Source organism: Myroides sp. TSA_177.3 (assembly GCF_052691955.1).
In genome coordinates this window covers 413,303-436,488 of the sequence record NZ_JBQZGD010000001.1, presented here as the reverse complement: position 1 = coordinate 436,488, position 23,186 = coordinate 413,303, and the positions used below count along the sequence as shown (strand labels likewise).

Sequence of the window (23,186 nt, the reverse complement as noted above, 5' to 3'; positions counted from 1 at the left end):
GTTTTTTGCTCTTTGTGAGGTTTGTTTTTTTGTGAGGTTTGTGATTTGATTTAATTTGATTCATTTTGATTCACTCTTAATCAAACAAATTATCTAGTTACTTGGCAAATTGCCATTTGCCACTACGAGATTTTACATCATCGCCTCATCTTCTATCTCACCTCCTCACCCTCTCATCGCCTCACCCTTAACTCATAACCTACAAAAAATACTTCGCTGGTGTTGTACCCGTATGGTTTTTAAAGAACTCAATAAAAGCGCTATCGGAAGAAAATTCCAATTGGTGGCTAACTTCGGATATACTAGTATTTTCTGCGAGGAGTTCTATGGCACGATAAACACGCCATTGCTGACGCCAAGCTTGATAAGTCATATTGGTTTCTCGCTTGAATATACGCGTGATGGTCTTTTCACTCGCTCCTACATACTGTGCAAATTCATGTAAAAAAGGAGGTACTTTTTTTTCTAACATAAAAGACGTCATGAACGATTGCAAACGATAATCCGTAGGAATTTCCAATGCATATGACTCTTCTTTTGCTTCTTCAAATTCATCCCAAAACACACGTAAAATATGTTGTTGTTTTGGTGTCGGTTCACCCTCCCACTCCCACCAACAAATACGTTCAATCACCTCCGCTAATAAAGGAGATACCACTCGTACTTGTAAGTCCATGTGCTCCAGTTTAAGCTTGCGCATATCCAAGTAAATCGAGCGATAGGCGACAACATTGCGAAAAGTAACCCGATGTTCTAGTTCTGCGGGAATAAAAAGCAATTTTTGAGGAGGCAAAATAACTTGGCGATTACGCGTCAATAAGGTCATACAACCACTCGGAGCGTAGAGAATTTGCGCATGTTCTGGATGTTGGTGGAATCCCGAATCATGTTGAACTAAATCCGAAGCTAACCCAATTACTTCTTGGTCAATTTGCAGTAAATTCAGCTGTTGTTCTTTATTCAAATACGCCATTTGTCCGTTTTTTGATATTTTTTGCTTTTATCCTGTTATAAAGATAAGGGAAATTCATCGGAATTTTGCATCAGAAATAATAATAGAAATGAAAACAAAAGTACAATTGAGCTTTATGGTGCTCTTAATGATGTTTCCGCAATTTGTTGAAACCATTTATAGTCCAGCGTTACCCCATATTGCTCAATCTTATCAAGTAACCGATACACAAGCATTGCTTACCATCAGCACTTATTTTATTGCTTTTGCACTAGGTGTAATTTGGTGGGGAATTCAAAGTGATTATATCGGAAGAAGAAAAGCGATGATTTGGGGCTTAACCACCTATATGGTAGCTTCTTTACTCGCTTTACTCGCTCCAACTTTCGAATTGGTATTGGCTGCACGTATTCTCGCTGCCTTTGGTATTGCTGTAGGATCTGTGATTACCCAAACCATGATGCGCGATGTATATACAGGCGTAGAACTGAGCAAGGTATTTTCTATCATGGGTATTGCGTTATCCATCAGTCCGGTTATTGGATTATTATTAGGTGGAATAACCGTTTCTACATTTGGGCATGTTGGCGTTTTTGCTCTCCTTGCTATACTCGCCTTATTTTTGGTTGTCAAAGCTTATTTTCAACTACCAGAAACAAAACAAACCCAAGATAAAATTACGGCTCAAACTGTTATTCAACTCGCTAAACAAATGTACACAGATCTACGTATTTGGCGTTACGCTTTGTTGGTGATGAGTTACAATGTCTTGCTCTTTAGCTACTATTCGTTTGCTCCATTTATCTTTGAGTCTAATGGATACGATGCTTCCGTTTATGGCTATAGTGGTATTGTGTTAGCCTTAGGATCGTTTGCGGGAAGTTACTTTAATAAGGTTTGCATTAGCAAAGGTGTTTCTAGCAATAGGCTTATCCTTGCATCAGCTGTATTAGCATTAGTTAGTGCACTATCTGTTTGCCTCTTACTGCATTCGATGTGGTTTTTACTTCCTGTTTTATTGGTTGTAGCTGCATTTGGTATTGCTATTCCCAACATTTTAAGTCAAGCTTTGATATCCTACAAAACCGCTATTGGATCCGCAGGAGCTTTATTCGGGTTGTTGTACTATATCTTGATTGGTTTAGGGCTATACAGCAGTAGTTTACTTCACCACTTTGGATGGGTATTGGTTTTATTTTCGAGTATTGCCTTTATTCTAGCCTTGACTTTACCCAAACAACGTCAATAGTTATCGTTCGTTTAAAGCTAAACGCGTAACAATAGGAAAGTGATCGGAATTTTTAAAATCACTATAGGTTTTAAAGGACTTCACTTGAATACTTGGGTCAACGAAGACATAATCTATACGCATTGGATAATACGGAAAATCGTAGCTTTTTCCGAATCCACTACCTGCCTCAATGAAGGCATCTTTTAGTTCCCCTTTAATATTGCTATATACATACGAAAAGGCGCTATTGTTCATGTCACCGCAAATTACTTTGCGGTGCGTGGCGTCTTTCATGTGCGACTGAATCAACTCAGACTGCATTTGTTGCTCCTTGAAGGCACTCGCTATGCGTTTGAAAATGCGTTTTGATTTTTCCTCATCTAACTTTTCGTGAATATCAGGACTAATACTCACTGACTGCAAGTGAATACTATAAACGCGAATGGTATCTGCTTGTATTAATACATCCGCAAAAATGACATTGTTATTTGAATTAGGGAGATTAATTTCTCCTTTATCGATAATTCGATGTTTAGAATAAATGGCTTGTCCTGTTTTAATCTTATCTCCGTGAGAAACCACATATTTATAAGGATATTGCTTAAAGTTCAATCCTGCACTTTTGGAATACTCTTGCAAACACAAAATATCAGGGTCTTGTAGATCGACAAATTCCTTAATTTTCTGAGGAACAAATTCATCGGGAATCCACTTAAACAAATTAAACAAACGAACGTTATACGTCATTAATACAATATCTTCTGGTTCCGTAGCTTCTTCTTTTCCTGTTATTTTATAAAACTTCGTAATAAAAGTAAAGCCGAGTAATAGAATTACCACAGATAATGCCACCTGTTTTTTTACTTGAATGGCCCAATACAGTAAGAAGAAGAAATTCAGCAATAAAAGAGAAGGGAGAATCAGCGTAAAAACAGATAACAATGGAAACAACTTGGGTGCTAAAAAAGGCAATACATAGCCCAATAATGTTCCGATTGCAACTAGAACATTAAAGAAAAATATAACTTTATTAAACCAAGATAGTTTCTTCATACTTATTTATTTCCTTGACGAAAAAGAAAATCCTTTTCTTCTTTACTCAAACTTTCATATCCCGACCTACTGATCTTATCCAAAATGGCATCAATTTCCTTTTGTGAGGTCTCTTCCTTAGTAACGTTTTTCTCTACTGTTTTATTGACATAAACCTTCTTAAACGTCGATTTATTTTTTGCTGTTCGCTTCCTTGGTTTAGCTAGATCTGTTCCTCTTTTCAGCAAGAAGATATATCCAAAGCCGACTAAGGCACCACCAAGATGGGCTAAATGCCCTCCAACATTGCTAGAAGACAGTTGAAACAAATCAATAAGGATAATAAACCCCGCTATATAAATCATTTTTATACGCCCTAGCAACGCTAAACGCACTTCCATCTGCGGAGCAAAACTAGCCACTGCAATAAGTGGAGCCATAACCGCAGCAGAGGCTCCAACCAAGCCAGAACCCATAGCGAAGAAAAGAGCACTAATGTAGTATAAAATACTTCCTCCTAACGCTCCTGCTAGGTAAACAAATAAAAATTGTCTAGTGGTAAAAAACGTAAAGAATAGATTACTGACAAAAAACAGCATAATCATATTCAAGAGTAGATGCCAAATCGTAGCATGTACAAAAGAATAGGAAATAAACGTCCAAAAGCGCCCCAATGATGCAACTCCCTCCGCTACAAAAGCGACATACGGAAACACACTGTGGTACACACTTGAAGAAACAACAGAGAGTCCGTATAACAAAATAAAGACAACAATATTGAGGATAATCAGTAGTTGTACCTTATCCCCTAATTTGATGTTTCGTTTTAAATCCTCAAATCCTTTCATGTTACAAATCCCAACGGTTTTGTTTAAACTGGTTTTGTTTCCAATACCTCACCAATAAGAAGCCTGTTAAAGCACCTCCTACGTGAGCGAAGTGTGCAATTCCTGTTCCACCACCAAAAATACTGAATCCACCTGTTAATCCACCGATTAAGTCAATCGCTAAGATTCCAGGTACAAAGTATTTCGCTTTGATTGGTACGGGAATAAACATCATCATCAATTCTGCATTAGGGAACATATAAGCAAAGGCTACTAAGAATCCATACACTGCTCCAGAAGCTCCTACTACAGGAGTATTAAAGGCAGAAATCATTGCGCCAAAATCAGCCGAACTAAGGTGAGATTCCCAGCGTCTATCATACATACCGCTTTTCAATAGGTTATAGACTTCAGATTCTGGGAAACCTGCTGCAACCAATTGACTAACGCCATTTGATACGGAATAATAATTCACTCCCATGTGTAGCAAAGCGGCACCTAGTCCTGAAATCAGAAACAAGACATATAGTCTTTTCGTTCCAAAAATCATTTCTAAGGTTGATCCAAATGAGAATAACGCGAACATATTGAAAAAGATGTGCATGATTCCACCATGCATAAACATATACGTCAGCGGTTGCCAAACTTGAAACTTGGCATTGTCAAAATAATACATCGCTAAATAATCATAGGTAGCAGGAACGAACATGCTCCCTATAAAAAATAGGATATTTATAATCAATAACTGTTTTACTCCTTCTGATATTCTCATTACAGTATAAATTTTCGTTCAATATCTTCTACTTTCATGGTAATAAAAGTAGGTTTCATAAATGGTGAGATGTTGGGCTCTTTACAACCAAATAAAGAATTCACAATATCTTCTTGTTCTGTTTCATTTAAAATTGTCCCTGATTTTACAGCCAAACTTTGTGCCAATGTTTTAGCAATGCGTTCCGTTTGAATGTAGTTTGTTTCAGGAATTCCTTCTTGGAAGCTCATAATCAAATCGTCTAACACAATTTGCGCTTCACTTTCGGCTACATTTACAGGTAATCCAGATAAAATTACATGATCCTCTCCCATATCTTCAAAATCAAAGCCCATTTGTTTTAGTGAATGTCGAATTTCTTTCAACAAGACCACTTCATATGGAGCATAATATAGCGTTAAGGGAAAGAGTAGCTGTTGAGAAACGGCATTGGATTTAGCAATATTTCCGATGAATTTCTCATAGAGGATTCGCTGGTGTGCGCGTCCTTGATTGATGACCACCATTCCAGATTTAATCGGGCTAACAATATATTTTCGTTGAATCTGAAACGTACGAGAAGCCAAGGTAGTTTCTGTACTTTCGTCAAACAAACTTCCCGTTACCTCTTCCTCTTCGAATGTCAAGCCACTAATATCAATATCACTTCCTTTGCCCTTCAGTCCCTCAAAAACTTCTTGCCAAGCCCCTACTTCTGTTGCAGAAGACTTTTTAATTTCTGTTTTATTGGATTTGCTAGCAAAGAAAACAGCTTCATCTGCTTTTCTTCCTTCTTGCTTAAACGAAGAAAAGTCAATCGTTGATTTAGCCGTGGTCAATTTACTTTCAAATACCTCAGCTTCCTCCTCTTCATCTGGCGCTATCGGTTCTTCAGGTTCTTCCTCTTTTCGCAAAAAAGAACTTTCTTCAAAGGGATTGAATCCCCTTGCTACAAAATCCGAAGGTAAACCATTCGTTGTATTTACTGGTGTTTGTTTAAAAGGATTAAAAATCTCCTCTTCAGGATTTAGCAATTCATTGCTAAACGGATTATAATGTGTGTCGATTTCGATTAAAGGTGTTTCTGCTTCTCTGTCTTTAAATTCATAAGGAACATCTAATCCTTCATCTCGATGAAAATCGAGCACAGGCGCTACGTTAAACTGTCCTAAGCTGTGTTTAATTGCGGAGCGCAAAATACTATAAAGCGCTTGTTCATCATCAAACTTAATTTCTGTTTTTGTTGGATGGATGTTGATATCAATCGAATCTGGCGGTACAGACAAATAAATAAAATAAGTCGGTTGTGTACCATCCTTCAGCAATCCTTCATAAGCAGCTAAAACAGAATGATGCAAATAACCACTTCGAATAAAGCGATCATTGACAAAAAAGAATTGTTCTCCACGGCTTTTTTTAGCAAACTCTGGTTTCCCTATGAATCCGCGGATGGTTACAATTTCCGTAATTTCTTCAATTGGAACTAACTTTTCGTTGGTTCTTGTTCCGAATACGTTAACGATGCGCTGACGCAAGTTTGAACTCGGTAAGTTGAATACTTCACTGCCATTGTGAATCATGGTAAAACTAATACCTGGATGTACCAAGGTAATGCGTTCAAATTCATCCACAATATTGCGCAATTCAACATTATCTGACTTTAAGAAATTTCTACGAGCAGGAATATTAAAGAAAAGATTTTTTACTGAAAACACAGTTCCTGGAGGTGTTACTGCCACTTCTTGTGACATTACTTTCGATCCTTCAATCACGAGGTGCGTTCCCAATTCGCTATTGTGCAAACACGTTTTTAGATCAACGTGTGCAATAGCAGCGATTGACGCTAAGGCTTCTCCTCTAAATCCTTTTGTATTTAAGGCGAATAAATCTTCTGCTTTGGATATTTTAGATGTAGCATGGCGTTCAAAAGCCATTCTAGCATCTGTTTCATTCATTCCCTTTCCATTATCAATTACCTGGATCAACGTTTTTCCTGCTTCTTTTAGCACCAACTTGATTTCCGTTGCCTCAGCATCCACCGCATTTTCTATCAATTCCTTCACAACAGAAGCTGGTCGTTGCACCACTTCTCCTGCGGCAATTTGATTGGCTACGTGATCTGGTAATAATCGAATAATATTAGACATTTAAAAAAGGAAGTTTTTTTGATTAAAACGTTGAACTCTATCCATACAAATTTAATTAAATAAATAGGGGAATTACTTCCTTAACTATTTTTTCACTTTTCAATTTCGTATGATAAAAAAAAGCCTGCTTTTACACAGGCTTATCTTTTTTCTTTTATAGATTATTTAAAGCAATCATTTTCAAGGCAGTGACCGCGGCCTCAACCCCTTTATTCCCCATATCACCACCACTTCGAGCGAGTGACTGTTCTATTGTGTTATCTGTAAGTACACAAAAAATGACAGGAATATCTGCTATTAAATTTAAATCTTTAATTCCGTGTGTAACACCTTCACAAACAAATTCAAAGTGCATGGTTTCTCCTTTGATTACACAGCCAATTACAATAACTGCATCTAAGTCTTCAAAGCGTTCAATCATTCGTTTTGCACCGAAAACTAATTCAAAGCTTCCTGGTACATCCCAACGGATTAACCCTTCTTCTTGTAAACCACAATCTAAAAGTGTTCTTTTGGCACCGTCAAATAATCCTTCTGTAATCGTATCATTCCAATTTGAAACGACGATTCCCACTTTCATATTTGTTGCCGAAGGTAATGTTGTTTTATCGTAAGCCGATAAGTTTTTATTCGCTGTTGCCATATTATTGAGCAAGACCGATTAAAGACTCTACTAACGTTGCTTCTGCAGCCGTTGAATAGTTATTCTTAACCTCGTTAAACATTTTTAAAGCTTCTGCTTTTTTTCCATCTTCTAAAGCTGCAAGTCCAGCTTTATATAAGAATCTAGGTGTAGTGAAGCTATTTTTATTGTGATCAGCTGCTTTTTTATAGTACTCAAATGCATCTGCATGTTGTCCTAATTCAGAGAAAGCATCTCCAATAGCACCCAATGCTGAAGCACCAATAACCGCTTCTGATCCTAATTTATATTGTTCTAATTGCTCAATTGCTTTTTTATAGTCTCCTTGATTTAGGTAAGTTGTTCCTGCATAATAATGTGCTAAATTAGCAGATGCAGTACCTTTATAGTTATCGATAATACCTAAAAATCCTAATTTACCTTCTCCACCATTCAAGGCTAAGTTCAATAAATTTTGTCTTTCAGCCTCGTTAGTAAAAGCGTCATTGTAGTAAGATTGTGCCTGAAACATCTCATTCGCTGCTTCTTCGTTTTTAGGCTCAACTACAAACTTATTATATCCAACATAACCAATAGTCACTAAAGCAATGGCTCCAACGATACCAAAAATTGCTTTTTGATTTCTCGCTACCCAACCTTCCATTTTATTTGCTCCTTGATCTAAGGAATTAAATACCTCTGCCGTAGTACTCTTAGAAGTATCAACTGAACCATACTGATCAAATTCGTTATCTACCGTTTCGTCTTCCGGTTTTGGAGCTTTATAACCTCTTTTATTATAAGTTGCCATGTATAAAAAGTTTAATGAAAGGCAAAAATATGATTTTTATTGTAATATAAAAGTGCTTACTATTAATATTTTTGATAATTTGCAACCAAATTAGATAATACTATCACTCACTCGTTAAAAACACCTATATTCTCGTGTATTTAAAAAAAATAGATCTTCTCAATTTCAAAAATATTGAAGATAAATCTTTTGAATTTAACGCTAAAATCAACTGTTTTATTGGATTAAATGGCGTTGGTAAAACCAATATATTAGATGCAATCTATTATATTGCCTATGGCCGTAGTTATTTTAATCCTATTGCTGTTCAGAATATCAAACATGGGGCTGATTTCTTTGTTATCGATGGTCTGTTTGAAAAAAATGAACAAAGTGAACACATTTTATGTAGCTTAAAAAAAGGGCAAAAAAAAATACTCAAACGCAACAATAAAAATTACGAGCGTTTTTCAGATCACTTTGGTTTTATTCCACTCGTGATTATCTCTCCTTCCGATAGTGATTTGATTATTGAAGGAAGTGAAACGAGACGCAAATTTTTAGATAGTGTTATTTCTCAGATGAACAGCAATTATTTGCAATTGCTTATTCAACATCAAAAATTGATTACACAACGCAATGCTTTATTAAAAAGTTTTGTCAGCAACAATTACTTTGATCGAGATACACTGGAGATTTACAACGAGCAAATTGAAACGATTGCCCAACCGATTTACGAAACGCGTCGTGATTTTTTGCATGAGTTTATTCCTATTTTTAATCAATACCATCAATTGATTACAGGAAACAAAGATGATGTACATTTACTATATGAATCACAATTAGAACATCATAGCATGCGAGAACTTTTTGATCAAAACATTCAAAAAGATCGTGCGTTGCAATATACATCCGTAGGGATACACAAAGATGATCTCGTTTTTTTACTCAAGGGAAGTCCAATTAAAAAGTTCGGTTCGCAAGGACAACAGAAATCTTTTTTAATTGCCCTGAAACTTGCTCAATTTGATTTTTTAAAGAAACAGCATAACATACCGCCTATTTTGCTATTTGACGATATCTTTGACAAATTAGATGAACTACGAGTACGTCAAATTTTAGAGCTGGTTAACTTAGATACTTTTGGGCAAATGTTTATTACAGATACCCATTTGGATCGAACGGAATCACTCTTAAATTCGATTAATCAAGATTTCAAAATCTTTACCATAGAATAACAAACTGCTTTCAATTCATACGCTATGATTCAAGAAAATATTTCTTTAAAACCTTACAATACCTTTGGCATTGATGTTCAAGCGAAACGCTTTACACAAGTCAATTCGATTACCGAACTGAAACACCTGATTCAATCCTTTCCTCAAGAGCCCTATTTTGTGTTAAGTGGAGGAAGCAATATGTTATTGACGCATGATGTTGAACAACTGGTAATCAAGTTAAATATCAAAGGGATTGAAGTTATAAAGGAAGAGGAAGATTTTGTTTGGGTAGAAGCTCAGGCGAGTGAAGTATGGCATGATTTTGTGCAATGGACGCTTGCAAGAGATTATGGAGGATTAGAAAATCTATCTTTAATTCCTGGGCATGTCGGCACAACACCTGTTCAAAACATTGGTGCTTATGGCGTTGAGATTAAAGATACCATGGTAAGCTGCAAAGCTTTACACATTCAAACCTTGGAAATTGAAGAATTCACCAATGCTGATTGTCAATTTGACTATAGAGAAAGTATCTTCAAAAAAGCGGCGAAAGATCAATACATTATCCTATCTGTGGTTTATCGATTAAGCAAGAAAAATCACGTTTTACACACCAATTACGGTGCAATTAAGGGAGAGTTAGAGCAAATGGGCATCACATCTCCAACAATTCAAGACATTAGTCAAGCTGTCATTGCTATTCGCAGTAGTAAATTACCTAATCCAGCAGAATTAGGCAATAGCGGTAGTTTTTTCAAAAACCCGATTGTATCCAAAGCGTTATTTGATATTCTAGTAAAAAAGTATCCAACCCTGCCTTCGTATGTTATTGACGAGGATCACATTAAAATCCCAGCAGGTTGGTTAATTGAAACAAGCGGATACAAAGGCTATCGAATTGGCGATGCTGGTGTACATAGTAAACAAGCTTTAGTTTTAGTTAACTATGGTCATGCACAAGGCATCGAGTTAAAAAAATTATCCGAAACCATTCAGCATGAGGTTTTTAAGATTTTTAATATTCACCTAGAAGCTGAAGTGAATATCTTTTAGATATATTGCACAAAAAAGCGATTATTGATACCTTTGCCTCTTGCTTAATATAGTTCATACACCATGCTAACCATCTTATTTTACATACTGATTGGTATTCTATTATTTCACGCGCTTTATTATGTTGTTTTATACAGCAATATCGCCTTTAATAGCTCATTAAAGAGCAAAGCCAACGAACAGCAACTGCCTGTTTCGGTGGTGGTGTATATCAAAGATAATGAGGCCGAACTACCTCAGTTCCTTGAAGCCATGCTTTTACAGGAGTATTCATCGTATGAACTTATCCTTGTAAACAATGCTTCCGAAGATGAGAGTTTACCTATTTTAGAACAATTTGTTGCCCAACATCGTTTTGCTAAATTGGTCAATGTAGAGAATAATGAAGCCTTTTGGGGAAATAAGAAATACGCTTTAACGTTAGGAATTAAGACCACGTCTTATGACTATCTTTTATTCACAGAACCGAAAGCGCTTCCGGATTCACCGCATTGGATTGCCAGCATGACAGCCCTTTTCACAACGAAAAAACAAGTTGTTATTGCCCATACCTCACTGGCGAAAAAGAAAAAAAGCCTCAGCAATAAATACGAAAGATTCCAATTGTTTCTTCATACCCTTCACAACTTCATTTGGACAGAATTAGGCAAACCGTTATACGGTAATAGCTTGAATCAAGCCTACAAGAAAACGCTATTCTATCAAGTGAATGGTTTCATCAAAGAGATGAAAATCAGTCAAGGGGAAGAGCAAGAGTTTATTAGACAGATTGGAACAAAATCAAATACAGCGATTACCCTTGCCCCTGAAAGTATGAATACCTTACACCAACAGGCTTCTTGGAAATCTGCTTTTCAACTGCAACGAAAAAACGACTTACTTTTTAAGCGAATCGGGCTTTTCAATCAGCTAAAATTGAGATTCTACCATTTTAGTGTTTTGGTATTTTATATTCTATTGACTTTCCTACTCCTCCATTTATATCAGTGGGAAATTGTAGTGGGGGTATTTGTTTTCCGATATTTTATCAGTATCTTCTACTTTGCAAAACTTTTGAAGAATTTCAATGAAAAAGACTTGGTGTGGTTCATTCCGTTTTTTGAGTTTACTCACATACTATCGGGTCATTATTTTGCGTTTAAACACTTTATCACACGTAAGAAAATTTGAAAACAAGCGCAACAAGTCACACAATAGAAGCTGCTAAAAAAGGAGATCAAACTGCTTTTACTTCGCTATTAAATCAATATTGGTCGGAAGTGTACCATTTCATCCTCAAACAGACCGGAAATGAAACGGATGCTGAAGATATTACCATTGAAACTTTCTCGAAAGCCTTTAGTAGCATTGAGTCCTATGACAATAAATTTGCTTTTAATACGTGGTTATTAACGATTGCGAAAAATACGCATATCGACTTAATTCGCAAAAGAAGAAACCTACATTTCGTGGACATTACGGATGAGGAACAACAATACAACAATATTATTGATGACTCTGAAACCATTGAAGATGAATTAATTCGCGAACAGAATTTAGAAATTTTCAAAAACTATATTCGTCTTTTAAAACCTCATTACCAAGAAGTTATTGAGTTGAGGTTTTTCCAAGAACTTTCCTATAATGAAATCGCCAGTATTCTCAACGAACCGCTGAATAATGTAAAAATCAAAATTATGCGTGCGAAAAAGTTATTGGCTGAAATTATCCTGAAACAAATCGATCAAAACTTTTCGATTTAAGTGCTTTTTTGAGAAGGCGCTTTTTTGCTTTTTTGCTTCTTTGCTTTTTCGAGAAATTCGCTTTTTTATGTGAAGTTTTTTTGCAATCCTATCTATCCACACCTTACTATACACACAGTATGTCATACTGACGAAGGAAGTATCGCATCGGTTATTCAAACAAAAAGCAAACACACACAAAAGCAAAAAAAGCCTTTCCTAAAAAAAGCCTTTCCCAAAACCTGATAAATATCAACATAGAAGACAAAAATGTCCTTTATATTTGATAGACTAAAATGAACTAACAAAGTGATGATTATGGATACAAAATCACGGAATTTAAAAAGAGGACTTGGAGCGATTGTATTGACTTTAGGTCTACTAGGTTTGGGAGGATGCTCTCAAAAGGAATCAAAGAACATTGTTATGGATGCTGATTGGGCAGAACGCTTAGTTGCACATGGAGAAAGAGAGGCTGAATTAACTGCTCCTCCTCTTGTACCTAAACCCGTAGGAAAAAGAGCGGCGACTAAACTAAATGTCAATTTAGAAATTCTGGAACAAGAAGGTGAAATGGTCGATGGCGTAAAATACATGTATTGGACGTTTGGCGGTACAGTACCGGGTAGTTTTATCCGTACCCGTGTGGGAGATGAAGTTGAATTTACACTTAAAAATCACCCAGACAACAAACTACCGCACAACATCGATTTACATGCAGTAACAGGTCCTGGTGGTGGGGCAGCTTCTTCTTTGGTAGCTCCTGGGCACGAGGTAACATTTTCATTTAAAACACTCCATCCTGGTCTTTATGTTTATCATTGCGCGACAGCTCCAGTAGGTATGCATATTGCCAATGGAATGTATGGACTTATCCTCGTAGAACCGGAAGGTGGTCTTGCTCCAGTTGATAGAGAATACTACATCATGCAAGGGGATTTTTACACCAAAGGTAATTATGGAGAAAAAGGACTTCAGCCTTTTGATATGAATAAAGCTGTCAAAGAACAACCTGATTATGTTGTATTCAATGGCCATGTTAATGGATTGGTTAATGACAACGCCATCACAGCTAAAGTAGGTGAAACTGTACGTTTGTTTGTCGGAAATGGTGGTCCTAACTTAGTTAGTTCTTTCCACGTCATTGGAGAGATTTTTGATCGCGTACATGTAGAAGGTGGGGATTTAATTAATGAAAATGTACAGACCACCCTTATTCCAGCAGGAGGTGCTGCCATCGTAGAGTTTAAGGTGAATACTCCAGGTACTTTTGTCTTAGTCGATCACTCCATCTTTAGAGCCTTTAACAAAGGGGCCTTGGGGATGCTAAAAGTTGAAGGAGACGAAAACGAAAAAGTTTTTGCTGGTAAGATCAAAGAAGGTATATATTTACCTGAAGGAGGAACGATCCAAACCATGCCAGCTGATACAAATAAGAAAGCCCCGATTGAAAATAAAACACTGGCGCAACAAATGACAGATGGAAAAAACGTATTTACAAGAACGTGTTTTGCTTGTCACCAATCAGAAGGTCAAGGAATTGAAGGAATCTTCCCTCCTCTTGCTAAATCTGATTACTTAAATGCAGATGTCAGCCGAGCGATAAAAACAGTGATTAACGGTTTAGAAGGAGAAATTACAGTAAATAAAATTAAATACAACTCCATCATGACGAGTCAAAATCTAAGTGATCAAGAAATCGCGGATGTATTGACTTATGTGTACAATAGTTGGGGAAATAATAAAACGGTTGTAACCCCTCAAATGGTTCAAAAAAATAGATAATATGATGATTTCTCATCCCCTTCATTTTTTACTTTGTTTGTTGAGCATCTTGTCCGTCCAATTGGCAGATGCTCAACAAGCAACACCGATGCAAACCATTCGCAGCGGTGTGTTTGTTCCACTCTATGGCAGTACGGAAGAAGGCAATGTACGGGTTGGTTCTTTTCAATTGGATCAATTTGCGGTGACAAATGCACAGTATTTGGCTTTCTTAAAGCAGCATCCTACTTATCAACGCTCCCAAATCAAAGCCTTATTTGCTTCAAAGAGTTATTTATCACATTGGAAGGGCGATTTGGATTTTGGGGACTTAAACCCGCAAGCCCCTGTAACGAATATCTCTTGGTTTGCAGCTAAAAAATACTGTGAATGCCAAGGAAAACGACTTCCAACTTTGGATGAATGGGAATATGTAGCTATGGCGGATGCACAACAGCTCGATGCGCGAGAAAAAGAAGCCTATAACCAATATATCTTAGCGTGGTATGAAACGCCAAAAACCTACCTCAACCCGGTTGGAAGTACACAAAAAAACTACTGGGGCGTTTACGATATGCACGGTTTAATTTGGGAATGGGTATTTGATTACAACTCTATTTTCTTATCTGGAGAAAGTCGAAAAGACAAAGGCAATGACGAGAATCTATTTTGTGGTAGTGCCTCTATCAATGCTTCGGATTTAATGGATTATGCGGCCTTTATGCGCTATGGTTTTAGAGGAAGCTTACGAGCTAATTTTACGACTAAAAACTTAGGTTTTAGATGTGCGAAAGACCTTTAAAAAATATACTTATGAAAAAGTTTTCCCTCTTTTTACTTACTTGTATCACGGTATTGTTTTACAACTGTAAAAAAACAAACACAGCGGAACAGGATTCGGCTACTATGACAACAACAAATACCACAACCGAGGAGATCTCTGATTTATCGATTTACAATCTTCCCTCTACCTGGACCACTCAGGAAGGGAAAACGATTGAACTCAAAGAACTTCAAGGAAATGTCTTGGTTATGGTGATGATTTACACCTCTTGCAAAGCCGCTTGTCCTCGATTGGTAGCAGATATGCGACATATTGAAGACAAAGTGACTGGCAAAAACAAAGAGAAAGTAAAATATGTTTTGGTGAGTATTGACCCCGAAGTGGACACGCCAGAGCGATTAAAGGCTTTTGCCAAAGAGAATAAAATGGACGGCAATCAATGGCTTTTCCTGCGTTCTTCAGAAGATAATACCCGAGAATTTGCAGCTACATTAGCGGTCAACTACAAGAAAATATCACCTATTGATTTTTCTCATTCTAATATTATCAGTGTATTTAATACAAAAGGCGAACTCGATTATCAACAAGAAGGTCTTGGTATTGATTATGAACCGACGATTAAAGAAATTGAAAAGCAAATTGCTTTAATTCCATAAGATGTTAATTATTAATTCGAGAATATACTGCTCTACATTGCTACTGATATAGCAAGAGCAGTATTTCTATTGTAACTTGTTTTTCCTAAAGACCAACAAAATAAAAATCAAGCTTATTCCTGCAAATCCAAGCATAACTAAGGGTACATAATGCAACCCATAATTTGCTATCACTTTTCCTCCTACAAAAGTTCCCAGCGCAATACCAAGATTTCCCAAAGAAGTAGCAAGGCTACTCCCTAATTCAAAAGGGATTGCCGTTGTACGTTGTAAAAAAGCAGTAACCTGAAGAAAAACAGGCGTATAGAACAAACTCCAAATAACGACTAAACCAGTTGTAAGCAATAGATTACTCCCTGATGCATAAAGCAATACAGCTATACAAGCAGCACCTAGTACATAAAAGGCATTACTAAAAACAACACCTTTGGTTAGCATTTTACCGCCCAAGTACATGGCTACTACTCCCACTACACCGAAAAGTAAAATCATACTACTTACCTCTACTCCCGACATTCCTTTTTCTTTGTTGAGGTAATCAGCAAAATAACTATATACACTAAACCACATTGCAATAATAAATAAGTTTACAAGGGCACTACGCAGAAAGGAAGCTTGTTTCAAAACGCTTAATGTTCCGACAGTAATCTTGTTATCCTCTCCAGCAACAGCAGGTAATACGAAATAGATGGCAACAAATGCAAGGGTACTGATTATCGTTTGGATCGTAAAAATGGCTTGTAACCCCACTACATTTGTCCAATAGGTCGCTAAAGGTATTGTCGTAAAAGAGGCAATGGTGATTCCACTAAAAACGATACTCATTCGATTACTTGCTTCTTCTTTTGGACTAGTATTTACCGCTACAGCTAATGCATTGGCTATGTATACTGGCTGAAGCAAAGCAGGAATCATCCGCAATAGCATTAAAATTCCAAAAGAAGGTAGAAAAATAGAAAAGAAACTAGTACCGGCAAATAGTGCTATAGCGAACAGCATTATTTTCTTTTTATCCATACGAGCGGTAAGAATAGTCATAAAAGGCCCAAACAAGGCGATAACTAAAGCAAAACCACTCAATAACCAACTCGCTTGATCAATTGAGATTTGATAATGAGATGCAATTTGCGGTAATACACCAATTACACCAAATTCAGTTGTAATAATGCTCCATAAACCTAGAGCACCTACATAAGCATATTTTTTCATAAAAATAATCGTTATACTTTTGTACAGACAACGCAATTCATCCGTAGTTGCCTTGTATTGATTTTGGACAAAAATAAAACGAGAAGGATTCGGAAACTAGTCCGTCCTCTAATGTGAGTAACTAACAATTTTGTAAGTCATGGCAAAGAGAAAAGAAAATTCAACCAATAGTATCAATCGAGATTTCATCACCACGAATTGTGATGCGATCTATACGATTTGTAAAATAGGCGGACGTTGGAAAATGATGATTTTATTCACACTAGCGGAATATGAAGTATTGCGCTTTAGCGAATTAAAAGAAAAAGTTCACGGGATCACGGATCGCATGCTTACGCTTCAATTAAAAGAATTAGAAACGGATCAACTCATTCATCGACAAGTATTTGCTGAAGTCCCACCGCGTGTAGAATACACCTTGACTTCTATTGCACAAGATTTACTTCCGATATGGCCAGCTTTAGAACAATGGGGCGCAAAGCATCGAGCGTTTCAAGAAGAAACAAAATAAGTGATTATGCAATCCCACCGTATCGCACAAAACTCCCCAAGATTAACATAGCTAAACTAATCAGGGTTACCGTAATCATATGAAAGGCCATTAGCGGCAATTTTTTAATATCCGTTTTCAAACGAGGCAATACGTAAAACTGGGCGCTTAATGCAAGTATAACAATACCAATTAACAGGCTTAATTTAAGTGATATAACGCGTTCAATTGGGGTTTCAAAAGCAAACCAATTTGCTATTTTTACATTGTAAAGGTACGCCATACGCACACCTGTAATCAACATCACCAATAAGGCAGGCATACCTATCCATTCATATCTACTTTCAAAAGCAAATAGTTTCTCCACGGCTTGTTCCTTCCAAACTTGAGGTAATATAATAACACACAACAAAATATGTCCACCTACCCAAATGGTAGCGCCGAGCAAATGGAGAATTAATAAAAGATGGATTTCACTCATAATGTATGCTTTACAACTAAACTGTTCCTACTAAAATAAGGAGAATATTTTATTTTTAAAACAAGAAGTGCCTCGTTTTAGGGAGACACTTCTGCTGCCATTTCATTTATTTGTTAGTTCATTTTATGTTCTAATACAATTGCACTAGGAAACAGAATATTATTTTCTAAATGAATGTGTTTGTGTAAGTCTTCTTCAAACTCTTTCAACATGGCATACGTTACCTTGTAAGTATTACAAGCATCTGCTGGAGGAGTATAGTTATCGGACAAAGCTGCAATTTTTCGGAATCGTTCGCCTTCCCCATCGTGTTCATGCATCATCATCGCTACTGGATTCTCAACAGTCCCAAAATGAGGAGCTTCAATCGGTTGTCCCGTAATCGTTGCTGATACCATTTTGCGCACAAAAGGAAATAATACCAATTCTTCTTTTTTCAAATGTTGACTTAGCTCTTGTGCACAGCCAATAAACAACTCATTGATTTCATAAAGTTCTGGATGTCTCTCTCCGTGAACTTTGCTTAGCTTATTTAAAAACTGTAAGAGCACAGGAATCTTTTCTTCTACATAACGGTGATGTGTTTTTTCAATGTAATCCGCTAATAAATCTAACGGCCAATGTCTAAAATCAATATTATTTTCCGCTTGTTGACTTAATAGACGTTCTAATTCACCCATCAATTCTTCCGCATCTACTGCTTTTTTCTCACATACTTCATCTAGAGTACGTCCACCTTTACAGCAAAAATCAATTCCATATTTATTGAAGATTGCTGCTGTTCTAAAATCTTCTGCTACAAATGAGCCTATTGTTCTATTTTTCATGCTTGCTTTTTTTTAATGTTAATTTAAATATGAATAGGACGATTGCAAAAATCCCTATAGTGAATATTACATCTCCAATTGTTCTTAACCATTTTAAGGTATTCATCGCAGGTAATTGCATTAACTCACTTGAACGTGCATACCACATGCCGTGTTGAATACTTTCGATTGCCTGCCATATACCGATAGGCAACAGACTTAATAACGCCATGAGTAATAAACCTAAATTCAGTCCCCAAAAGCCTATTTTCAATAATTTATCATTCCATTGTACTTCTCTGTACATACTGCGTAAGACAAATAACATCAATCCGATTCCCAACATACCATACACGCCAAATAAAGCCGTATGTCCATGTAGTGGCGTTGTATTTAATCCTTGAACATAGTACAGTGCTATTGGTGGGTTTATAATAAATCCGAACACTCCTGCGCCCAAGAAATTCCAAAACGCTACGGCTACCATAAAGTAAACAGGCCATTTATAATCTTGTAACCATCCCTTATGCGTTGAGATTTTATAATTTTCATACGCCTCATATCCAATGAGTGTTAATGGCACTACTTCCAATGCACTGAATGTTGCTCCTAATGCCATCACTGCCGTTGGTGTTCCGGAGAAATACAAGTGGTGAAACGTTCCAATAATTCCTCCTGACATAAAGATAATCGTAGAAAACAGAGCCCCATTTGTTGCTGTTTTGGTTTTAATCAAGCCCATTCGCACAAATAAGAAAGCCAATACAACTGTTGCAAATACTTCAAAGAATCCTTCTACCCATAGATGTACGACCCACCATCTCCAGTATTCTGCTATTGCTAGGTTCGTTTGTCTCCCCCACATTAATCCTGCACCGTAAAACAAGGCAATTGCGCCACAAGAAATAAGAAACAGTACAATGAGGTTGCGTTGACTCCCTTTCGCTCTTAAAACAGGGATTAAAGGTCTAATCATAAGCGCTAGCCATAAGAAGAGCCCCACAAACAAAAAGAGTTGCCAAAAACGCCCTAAATCAACATATTCGTATCCTTGATGTCCAAACCAGAAGTTTTGTACGAGATCTAACTTTTGCATGATACCAAACCACTGTCCTATCATAGACCCTAGCACAATAATCAGCAAGGCAACAAATAAAAAGTCTACACCAAACACTTGGTACTTGGGATCTTTTCCTCCTACAGCTGGTGCAATATATAATCCTGTACCCAACCAAGCGGTTGCAATCCAAAAAATAGCCAATTGCGTATGCCACGTTCGCGTAACAGAATAAGGCAGTATTTGATCCAAAGGAATACCATACAAACCTTGTCCTTCTACCCCATAGTGTGCCGTGATAATTCCCAATCCCACTTGAAGTAACATCAGCAAACTGACTACCCAAAAATACTTTTTGAGTCTCGTCATACTCTTTGTGGTTACCCCATTAGAAACAGGATCATCTACAGGGACTAATTCTTCCTCTTCTCTCTTTGAGGCTACGTGATAGTACACCAGAACACCTACAGCGAAAATCAGCAGAATAATACTCACCCCTGACCAAGCTAATAAAGGCGTTGTCGCTTTATTTCCCACTAGATCATCTGCGGGCCAGTTATGCGTATAACTTACCTCGCTATCAGGTCTATTCGTTACTGTTGCCCATGTTGCCCAAAAGAAGAAAGCATTCATCTGCTTCATTCGAGCGACATCTTTAATGGAATTATTGGGAATTGCATAATCTTTGCGCAACTGATCAAAAGCAGGATCATCGGTAAATAACTTGCTATAGTACTCTTCAAGATATAAACGCGCTTGATTTCTTTCTGGCGTAATCGTTAAAACACCTGTTGCTTTATCATAGGTATTCGAGCGAATCATCCCTTGTAAACGCGCTTGCAAGAATGCCTGTTCCTCTTTGCTTGCTGCTTCGTATGTTTTGCCGTATTCCTCTTGTGCATAATAATCCAACAAAAACAGCGCTTCTCTATGCAAATAATCGGCGGTCCAATCAGGGGCAACGTAAGCTCCATGTCCCCAAATAGAACCTACTTCTTGCCCTCCAATACTTTGCCAAACATTCTGGCCATCTTTAATATCACTTGCAACAAGCACTACTTGTCCGTCATTCGTTCTAACTTCTGTAGGCACCGGAGGTGCTTCTTGATAAATTTCTATACCAAAATAACCGAGTACCCCGAAGGAGAATACCATTACTACCGTAAAGGCTATCCATAATTTTCTTTGACTTATATTCATACCATTAAAATAGAAGACTTTTTTATCCTTTATCTAATTCTAAAAAAAGGGAATCCCGTTCCCTCCTACACTTATATCTTTAAAAAAGTATCACCAGACTTGGTACCATTGGCTAACTCTTTCAAGGACGTTGTTTCTAACATTTGCTTTAGTTCATTGCGAATCGATTTGAATTTAAAGTGCACCGGGCAAGGATGCGTCTCGGAACATTGTGCTAAGCCTAATCCACAGCCTTTATAAATCGAATCACCATCTATAACATTGACGACTTCACACAGTTTAATATGCTCCAGTTCCTGCACGGGTATTTCAAATCCCCCTCCTGCTCCTTTGATTGATTCAATGATCCCGCCTTTGACTAACTTCTGTAAAATCTTAGCAACAAATGCTTCTGGAGCATCTATTTCTTTTGCAATTTCTTTAAACCCTACACGCGTTTCTTCCAGTGATGATACTGCAATAAAAACAACCGAACGAATCGCGTATTCACAAGCTTTTGAAAACATACCTTCAATTTTACTCTACAAAGATAAACTATTTTTTCTAATAGAAGACAAAAAAGTCTTTTATTTAAATTTAAAAAAAGCGACAAGAAATTTTCATCTTTGTCGCTTTGTTATTTTTATCTCAAAACGATAGCTGTGATAAGCTCTCGTTTTAATTCTTCGTTTAACATCTTCACAATTTTATCTTTTCCGTAACTCAATTCATCCCGAACAATAGAAGACGATAATTTGACATACAACGTTCCACGTTTAAAAGCCACATCTTGGGTGTATGAAATAATACCAGGCCCTAGTACTGCTTTCCAAGCTTCGTATACGTCAAACTCATTCAATCCTTGATCCAAGTTGTTCTCTGTTCTAAACAGCTGTAACAATTCAGATATCCCCTTGCCTTCTCGAACACGAGGACTAATTTTATTGCGGTTATAAGGATTGTTTTTATTCACGGTTATTCTTTAATTTGAATCGGATGTGCTCTTTTATAAAAATACTTGATTTTGTTTTCGTTTTCCATCACCATCTTTTCCTCACTCACTTTGATTACGCGTTCTTCCCACGTAGCAAAATCAGTCTTGTACTGCAACCAAACTGCACCGTCTTTCTCTTGCATTACAAATGCTTCTGGCATATCGTTGGTCAAATACTCTCCATTAAATTGAGGAACAACTTTAAAGCGAACCCCTGTTTGATCTTCTTTCCATTCAAAATAATCAATGGTCGAGTTAATGGTATAATCTTTTTCTGTCCCATCTGGTAGTTGAGCTTTTTCAATTTCCCAATAACCTGAGATGTGTTGTTTTACTGCTTCAGTATCTGCTTTAGATTGACAAGCTTGTAAAACGACAATAAGGCATAAGCTAAAAAAAACGTGTAAACTGCGCATCCTTTATTTTATTTAAAAAACGAATCGACGAATTCGTATTTGTTGAACACTTGTAAATCTTCAATTCCTTCCCCTACTCCAATGTAGCGAACAGGGATTCTAAATTCGTCTGAAATACCAATCACCACTCCTCCTTTTGCTGTACCGTCTAATTTAGTAACAGCTAATGAAGTAACTTCTGTTGCAGCGGTAAACTGTTTTGCTTGCTCAAACGCATTTTGTCCAGTAGAACCATCTAAAACCAACATTACATCATGAGGGGCATCTGGAATTACTTTTTGCATTACGCGTTTCACTTTAGAAAGCTCATTCATTAAATTCACTTTATTGTGTAAACGTCCTGCTGTATCAATAATTACAACATCGGCTCCTTGCGTTACAGCTGATTGTAACGTATCAAATGCTACCGATGCAGGATCACTTCCCATTTGTTGGCGAACGATAGGCACACCTACGCGATCAGCCCAAACTTGTAATTGGTCAATAGCAGCTGCTCTAAACGTATCTGCTGCACCTAAAACCACATTCAATCCCGCTTTTTTAAATTGATAAGCTAATTTTCCGATGGTCGTCGTCTTTCCAGCACCATTTACTCCAACAACCATAATAACATATGGTTTTTTATCTTTTGGAATTTCAAATTCTGTCGATTCACCCAAAGCCGTTTCAGACAACAAACTTGCGATTTCTTCTCTTAAGATTTGATTTAATTCCTCTGTTCCAACGTATTTATCACGGGTAACTCTTGCTTCAATGCGCTCAATAATCTTTAATGTTGTATTTACTCCAACATCAGAAGTAACTAATACCTCTTCTAGATTATCTAAAACATCGTCGTCTACCTTAGATTTCCCAGCTACTGCTTTGGTTAATTTAGAGAAGAAAGACGTTTTAGATTTCTCTAATCCCTTATCTAAAGTTTCCTTTTTTTCTGAAGAAAATATTCTTTTAAAAAAACTCATAACGTTCCTATTAGTTTGTACAAATATAAAGAATAAAAGTAT

At 36.9% G+C, this 23,186-nt stretch carries 24 protein-coding genes; 9 read left to right on the top strand and 15 right to left on the bottom strand.

What is annotated here, in order from left to right; all coding sequences use genetic code 11:
* Positions 1-199: 199 nt before the first annotated feature.
* Positions 200-973 carry an AraC family transcriptional regulator gene (locus ACUTSE_RS01950; RefSeq protein ID WP_445639019.1) on the bottom strand — a complete coding sequence of 258 codons (774 nt, stop codon included), beginning with the start codon at positions 971-973 and terminating at the stop codon, positions 200-202.
* Positions 974-1,061: 88 nt separating this feature from the next.
* Here ACUTSE_RS01950 and ACUTSE_RS01945 point away from each other — a divergent pair, with 88 nt between their 5' ends.
* On the top strand, positions 1,062-2,201 hold the full coding sequence (locus ACUTSE_RS01945; protein WP_445639018.1) for a multidrug effflux MFS transporter: 1,140 nt from the start codon (positions 1,062-1,064) through the stop codon (positions 2,199-2,201).
* Here the strand turns inward: ACUTSE_RS01945 and ACUTSE_RS01940 are convergent, their stop codons facing one another.
* The 6 genes from ACUTSE_RS01940 to ACUTSE_RS01915 all read right to left on the bottom strand — a co-directional run bounded on the left by ACUTSE_RS01940 (position 2,202) and on the right by ACUTSE_RS01915 (position 8,373).
* Positions 2,202-3,236: an endonuclease/exonuclease/phosphatase family protein gene (locus ACUTSE_RS01940; protein WP_259190845.1), complete on the bottom strand. Its 1,035-nt coding sequence runs from the start codon at positions 3,234-3,236 to the stop codon at positions 2,202-2,204.
* 2 nt (positions 3,237-3,238) lie between these two features.
* Positions 3,239-4,063, bottom strand: coding sequence for a rhomboid family intramembrane serine protease (locus ACUTSE_RS01935; RefSeq protein WP_445639017.1), 825 nt, complete (start codon positions 4,061-4,063; stop codon positions 3,239-3,241).
* Position 4,064: 1 nt separating this feature from the next.
* Complete coding sequence (locus ACUTSE_RS01930) at positions 4,065-4,814, bottom strand: rhomboid family intramembrane serine protease (protein ID WP_002990327.1); 750 nt, start codon at positions 4,812-4,814, stop codon at positions 4,065-4,067.
* Entirely contained in the window at positions 4,814-6,940 is a 2,127-nt protein-coding gene (mutL, locus tag ACUTSE_RS01925) for a DNA mismatch repair endonuclease MutL (RefSeq protein ID WP_445639016.1), read from the bottom strand. The genes ACUTSE_RS01930 and mutL overlap by 1 nt, the downstream gene beginning before the upstream one ends.
* A gap of 154 nt (positions 6,941-7,094) precedes the next feature.
* Positions 7,095-7,583 (bottom strand): 6,7-dimethyl-8-ribityllumazine synthase, encoded by a 489-nt coding sequence (ribH, locus tag ACUTSE_RS01920; RefSeq protein WP_002990325.1) that lies wholly within the window; start codon positions 7,581-7,583, stop codon positions 7,095-7,097.
* Position 7,584: 1 nt separating this feature from the next.
* The gene (locus ACUTSE_RS01915; protein ID WP_445639015.1) at positions 7,585-8,373 is read right to left on the bottom strand and encodes a tetratricopeptide repeat protein; all 789 of its coding nucleotides are present in this window, start codon (positions 8,371-8,373) and stop codon (positions 7,585-7,587) included.
* A 134-nt stretch (positions 8,374-8,507) separates the two neighbouring features.
* Here ACUTSE_RS01915 and recF point away from each other — a divergent pair, with 134 nt between their 5' ends.
* The 7 genes from recF (at position 8,508) to ACUTSE_RS01880 (ending at position 15,550) form a co-directional block, all read left to right on the top strand.
* Positions 8,508-9,590: a DNA replication/repair protein RecF gene (gene recF, locus ACUTSE_RS01910; protein ID WP_445639014.1), complete on the top strand. Its 1,083-nt coding sequence runs from the start codon at positions 8,508-8,510 to the stop codon at positions 9,588-9,590.
* Between the two features lie 24 nt (positions 9,591-9,614).
* Positions 9,615-10,625, top strand: coding sequence for a UDP-N-acetylmuramate dehydrogenase (gene murB, locus ACUTSE_RS01905; RefSeq protein WP_002990322.1), 1,011 nt, complete (start codon positions 9,615-9,617; stop codon positions 10,623-10,625).
* Positions 10,626-10,688: 63 nt separating this feature from the next.
* On the top strand, positions 10,689-11,795 hold the full coding sequence (locus ACUTSE_RS01900; RefSeq protein ID WP_002990321.1) for a glycosyltransferase: 1,107 nt from the start codon (positions 10,689-10,691) through the stop codon (positions 11,793-11,795).
* A complete protein-coding gene (locus ACUTSE_RS01895; RefSeq protein WP_002990320.1) occupies positions 11,792-12,367 on the top strand; it encodes an RNA polymerase sigma factor in 576 nt (191 codons plus the stop codon). Before ACUTSE_RS01900 ends, ACUTSE_RS01895 begins: the two co-directional genes overlap by 4 nt.
* 291 nt (positions 12,368-12,658) lie before the next feature.
* Entirely contained in the window at positions 12,659-14,131 is a 1,473-nt protein-coding gene (gene nirK / locus ACUTSE_RS01890; protein WP_445639013.1) for a copper-containing nitrite reductase, read from the top strand.
* Between the two features lies 1 nt (position 14,132).
* Complete coding sequence (locus ACUTSE_RS01885) at positions 14,133-14,912, top strand: formylglycine-generating enzyme family protein (protein WP_445639012.1); 780 nt, start codon at positions 14,133-14,135, stop codon at positions 14,910-14,912.
* 11 nt (positions 14,913-14,923) lie between these two features.
* Entirely contained in the window at positions 14,924-15,550 is a 627-nt protein-coding gene (locus ACUTSE_RS01880; RefSeq protein WP_445639011.1) for an SCO family protein, read from the top strand.
* Between the two features lie 66 nt (positions 15,551-15,616).
* On the opposite strand, the gene ACUTSE_RS01875 is transcribed toward ACUTSE_RS01880, so the two are convergent.
* Complete coding sequence (locus ACUTSE_RS01875; RefSeq protein ID WP_445639010.1) at positions 15,617-16,759, bottom strand: MFS transporter; 1,143 nt, start codon at positions 16,757-16,759, stop codon at positions 15,617-15,619.
* A 139-nt stretch (positions 16,760-16,898) separates the two neighbouring features.
* Here ACUTSE_RS01875 and ACUTSE_RS01870 point away from each other — a divergent pair, with 139 nt between their 5' ends.
* Positions 16,899-17,270, top strand: coding sequence for a winged helix-turn-helix transcriptional regulator (locus tag ACUTSE_RS01870; RefSeq protein WP_002990314.1), 372 nt, complete (start codon positions 16,899-16,901; stop codon positions 17,268-17,270).
* 4 nt (positions 17,271-17,274) lie between these two features.
* Here the strand turns inward: ACUTSE_RS01870 and ACUTSE_RS01865 are convergent, their stop codons facing one another.
* From ACUTSE_RS01865 to ftsY, 7 genes are all read right to left on the bottom strand, one after another.
* The gene (locus ACUTSE_RS01865; protein ID WP_002990313.1) at positions 17,275-17,730 is read right to left on the bottom strand and encodes a CopD family protein; all 456 of its coding nucleotides are present in this window, start codon (positions 17,728-17,730) and stop codon (positions 17,275-17,277) included.
* A 113-nt stretch (positions 17,731-17,843) separates the two neighbouring features.
* A complete protein-coding gene (ric, locus tag ACUTSE_RS01860; RefSeq protein WP_445639009.1) occupies positions 17,844-18,557 on the bottom strand; it encodes an iron-sulfur cluster repair di-iron protein in 714 nt (237 codons plus the stop codon).
* Positions 18,547-20,793, bottom strand: a complete 2,247-nt coding sequence (locus ACUTSE_RS01855) for a nitric-oxide reductase large subunit (protein WP_445639008.1) — start codon at positions 20,791-20,793, stop codon at positions 18,547-18,549. Before ACUTSE_RS01855 ends, ric begins: the two co-directional genes overlap by 11 nt.
* Before the next feature lie 71 nt (positions 20,794-20,864).
* Complete coding sequence (locus ACUTSE_RS01850; protein WP_115092611.1) at positions 20,865-21,299, bottom strand: RrF2 family transcriptional regulator; 435 nt, start codon at positions 21,297-21,299, stop codon at positions 20,865-20,867.
* A gap of 116 nt (positions 21,300-21,415) precedes the next feature.
* A complete protein-coding gene (locus tag ACUTSE_RS01845; protein WP_002990309.1) occupies positions 21,416-21,745 on the bottom strand; it encodes a DUF721 domain-containing protein in 330 nt (109 codons plus the stop codon).
* Positions 21,746-21,747: 2 nt separating this feature from the next.
* Positions 21,748-22,182, bottom strand: a complete 435-nt coding sequence (locus ACUTSE_RS01840) for a hypothetical protein (protein WP_445639007.1) — start codon at positions 22,180-22,182, stop codon at positions 21,748-21,750.
* 8 nt (positions 22,183-22,190) lie between these two features.
* The gene (gene ftsY, locus ACUTSE_RS01835; RefSeq protein WP_002990307.1) at positions 22,191-23,144 is read right to left on the bottom strand and encodes a signal recognition particle-docking protein FtsY; all 954 of its coding nucleotides are present in this window, start codon (positions 23,142-23,144) and stop codon (positions 22,191-22,193) included.
* Between the last annotated feature and the right edge of the window lie 42 nt (positions 23,145-23,186).

Excerpts from the sequence above, each read along its gene's own strand:
- ACUTSE_RS01950 (WP_445639019.1), bottom strand. The coding sequence starts at position 973 with ATGGCGTATTTGAATAAAGAACAACAGCTGAATTTACTGCAAATTGAC.
- ACUTSE_RS01945 (WP_445639018.1), top strand. The coding sequence starts at position 1,062 with ATGAAAACAAAAGTACAATTGAGCTTTATGGTGCTCTTAATGATGTTT.
- ACUTSE_RS01940 (WP_259190845.1), bottom strand. The coding sequence starts at position 3,236 with ATGAAGAAACTATCTTGGTTTAATAAAGTTATATTTTTCTTTAATGTT.
- ACUTSE_RS01935 (WP_445639017.1), bottom strand. The coding sequence starts at position 4,063 with ATGAAAGGATTTGAGGATTTAAAACGAAACATCAAATTAGGGGATAAG.
- ACUTSE_RS01930 (WP_002990327.1), bottom strand. The coding sequence starts at position 4,814 with ATGAGAATATCAGAAGGAGTAAAACAGTTATTGATTATAAATATCCTA.
- mutL (WP_445639016.1), bottom strand. The coding sequence starts at position 6,940 with ATGTCTAATATTATTCGATTATTACCAGATCACGTAGCCAATCAAATT.
- ribH (WP_002990325.1), bottom strand. The coding sequence starts at position 7,583 with ATGGCAACAGCGAATAAAAACTTATCGGCTTACGATAAAACAACATTA.
- ACUTSE_RS01915 (WP_445639015.1), bottom strand. The coding sequence starts at position 8,373 with ATGGCAACTTATAATAAAAGAGGTTATAAAGCTCCAAAACCGGAAGAC.
- murB (WP_002990322.1), top strand. The coding sequence starts at position 9,615 with ATGATTCAAGAAAATATTTCTTTAAAACCTTACAATACCTTTGGCATT.
- ACUTSE_RS01900 (WP_002990321.1), top strand. The coding sequence starts at position 10,689 with ATGCTAACCATCTTATTTTACATACTGATTGGTATTCTATTATTTCAC.
- nirK (WP_445639013.1), top strand. The coding sequence starts at position 12,659 with ATGATTATGGATACAAAATCACGGAATTTAAAAAGAGGACTTGGAGCG.
- ACUTSE_RS01885 (WP_445639012.1), top strand. The coding sequence starts at position 14,133 with ATGATGATTTCTCATCCCCTTCATTTTTTACTTTGTTTGTTGAGCATC.
- ACUTSE_RS01880 (WP_445639011.1), top strand. The coding sequence starts at position 14,924 with ATGAAAAAGTTTTCCCTCTTTTTACTTACTTGTATCACGGTATTGTTT.
- ACUTSE_RS01875 (WP_445639010.1), bottom strand. The coding sequence starts at position 16,759 with ATGAAAAAATATGCTTATGTAGGTGCTCTAGGTTTATGGAGCATTATT.
- ACUTSE_RS01870 (WP_002990314.1), top strand. The coding sequence starts at position 16,899 with ATGGCAAAGAGAAAAGAAAATTCAACCAATAGTATCAATCGAGATTTC.
- ACUTSE_RS01865 (WP_002990313.1), bottom strand. The coding sequence starts at position 17,730 with ATGAGTGAAATCCATCTTTTATTAATTCTCCATTTGCTCGGCGCTACC.
- ric (WP_445639009.1), bottom strand. The coding sequence starts at position 18,557 with ATGAAAAATAGAACAATAGGCTCATTTGTAGCAGAAGATTTTAGAACA.
- ACUTSE_RS01855 (WP_445639008.1), bottom strand. The coding sequence starts at position 20,793 with ATGAATATAAGTCAAAGAAAATTATGGATAGCCTTTACGGTAGTAATG.
- ACUTSE_RS01850 (WP_115092611.1), bottom strand. The coding sequence starts at position 21,299 with ATGTTTTCAAAAGCTTGTGAATACGCGATTCGTTCGGTTGTTTTTATT.
- ACUTSE_RS01840 (WP_445639007.1), bottom strand. The coding sequence starts at position 22,182 with ATGCGCAGTTTACACGTTTTTTTTAGCTTATGCCTTATTGTCGTTTTA.
- ftsY (WP_002990307.1), bottom strand. The coding sequence starts at position 23,144 with ATGAGTTTTTTTAAAAGAATATTTTCTTCAGAAAAAAAGGAAACTTTA.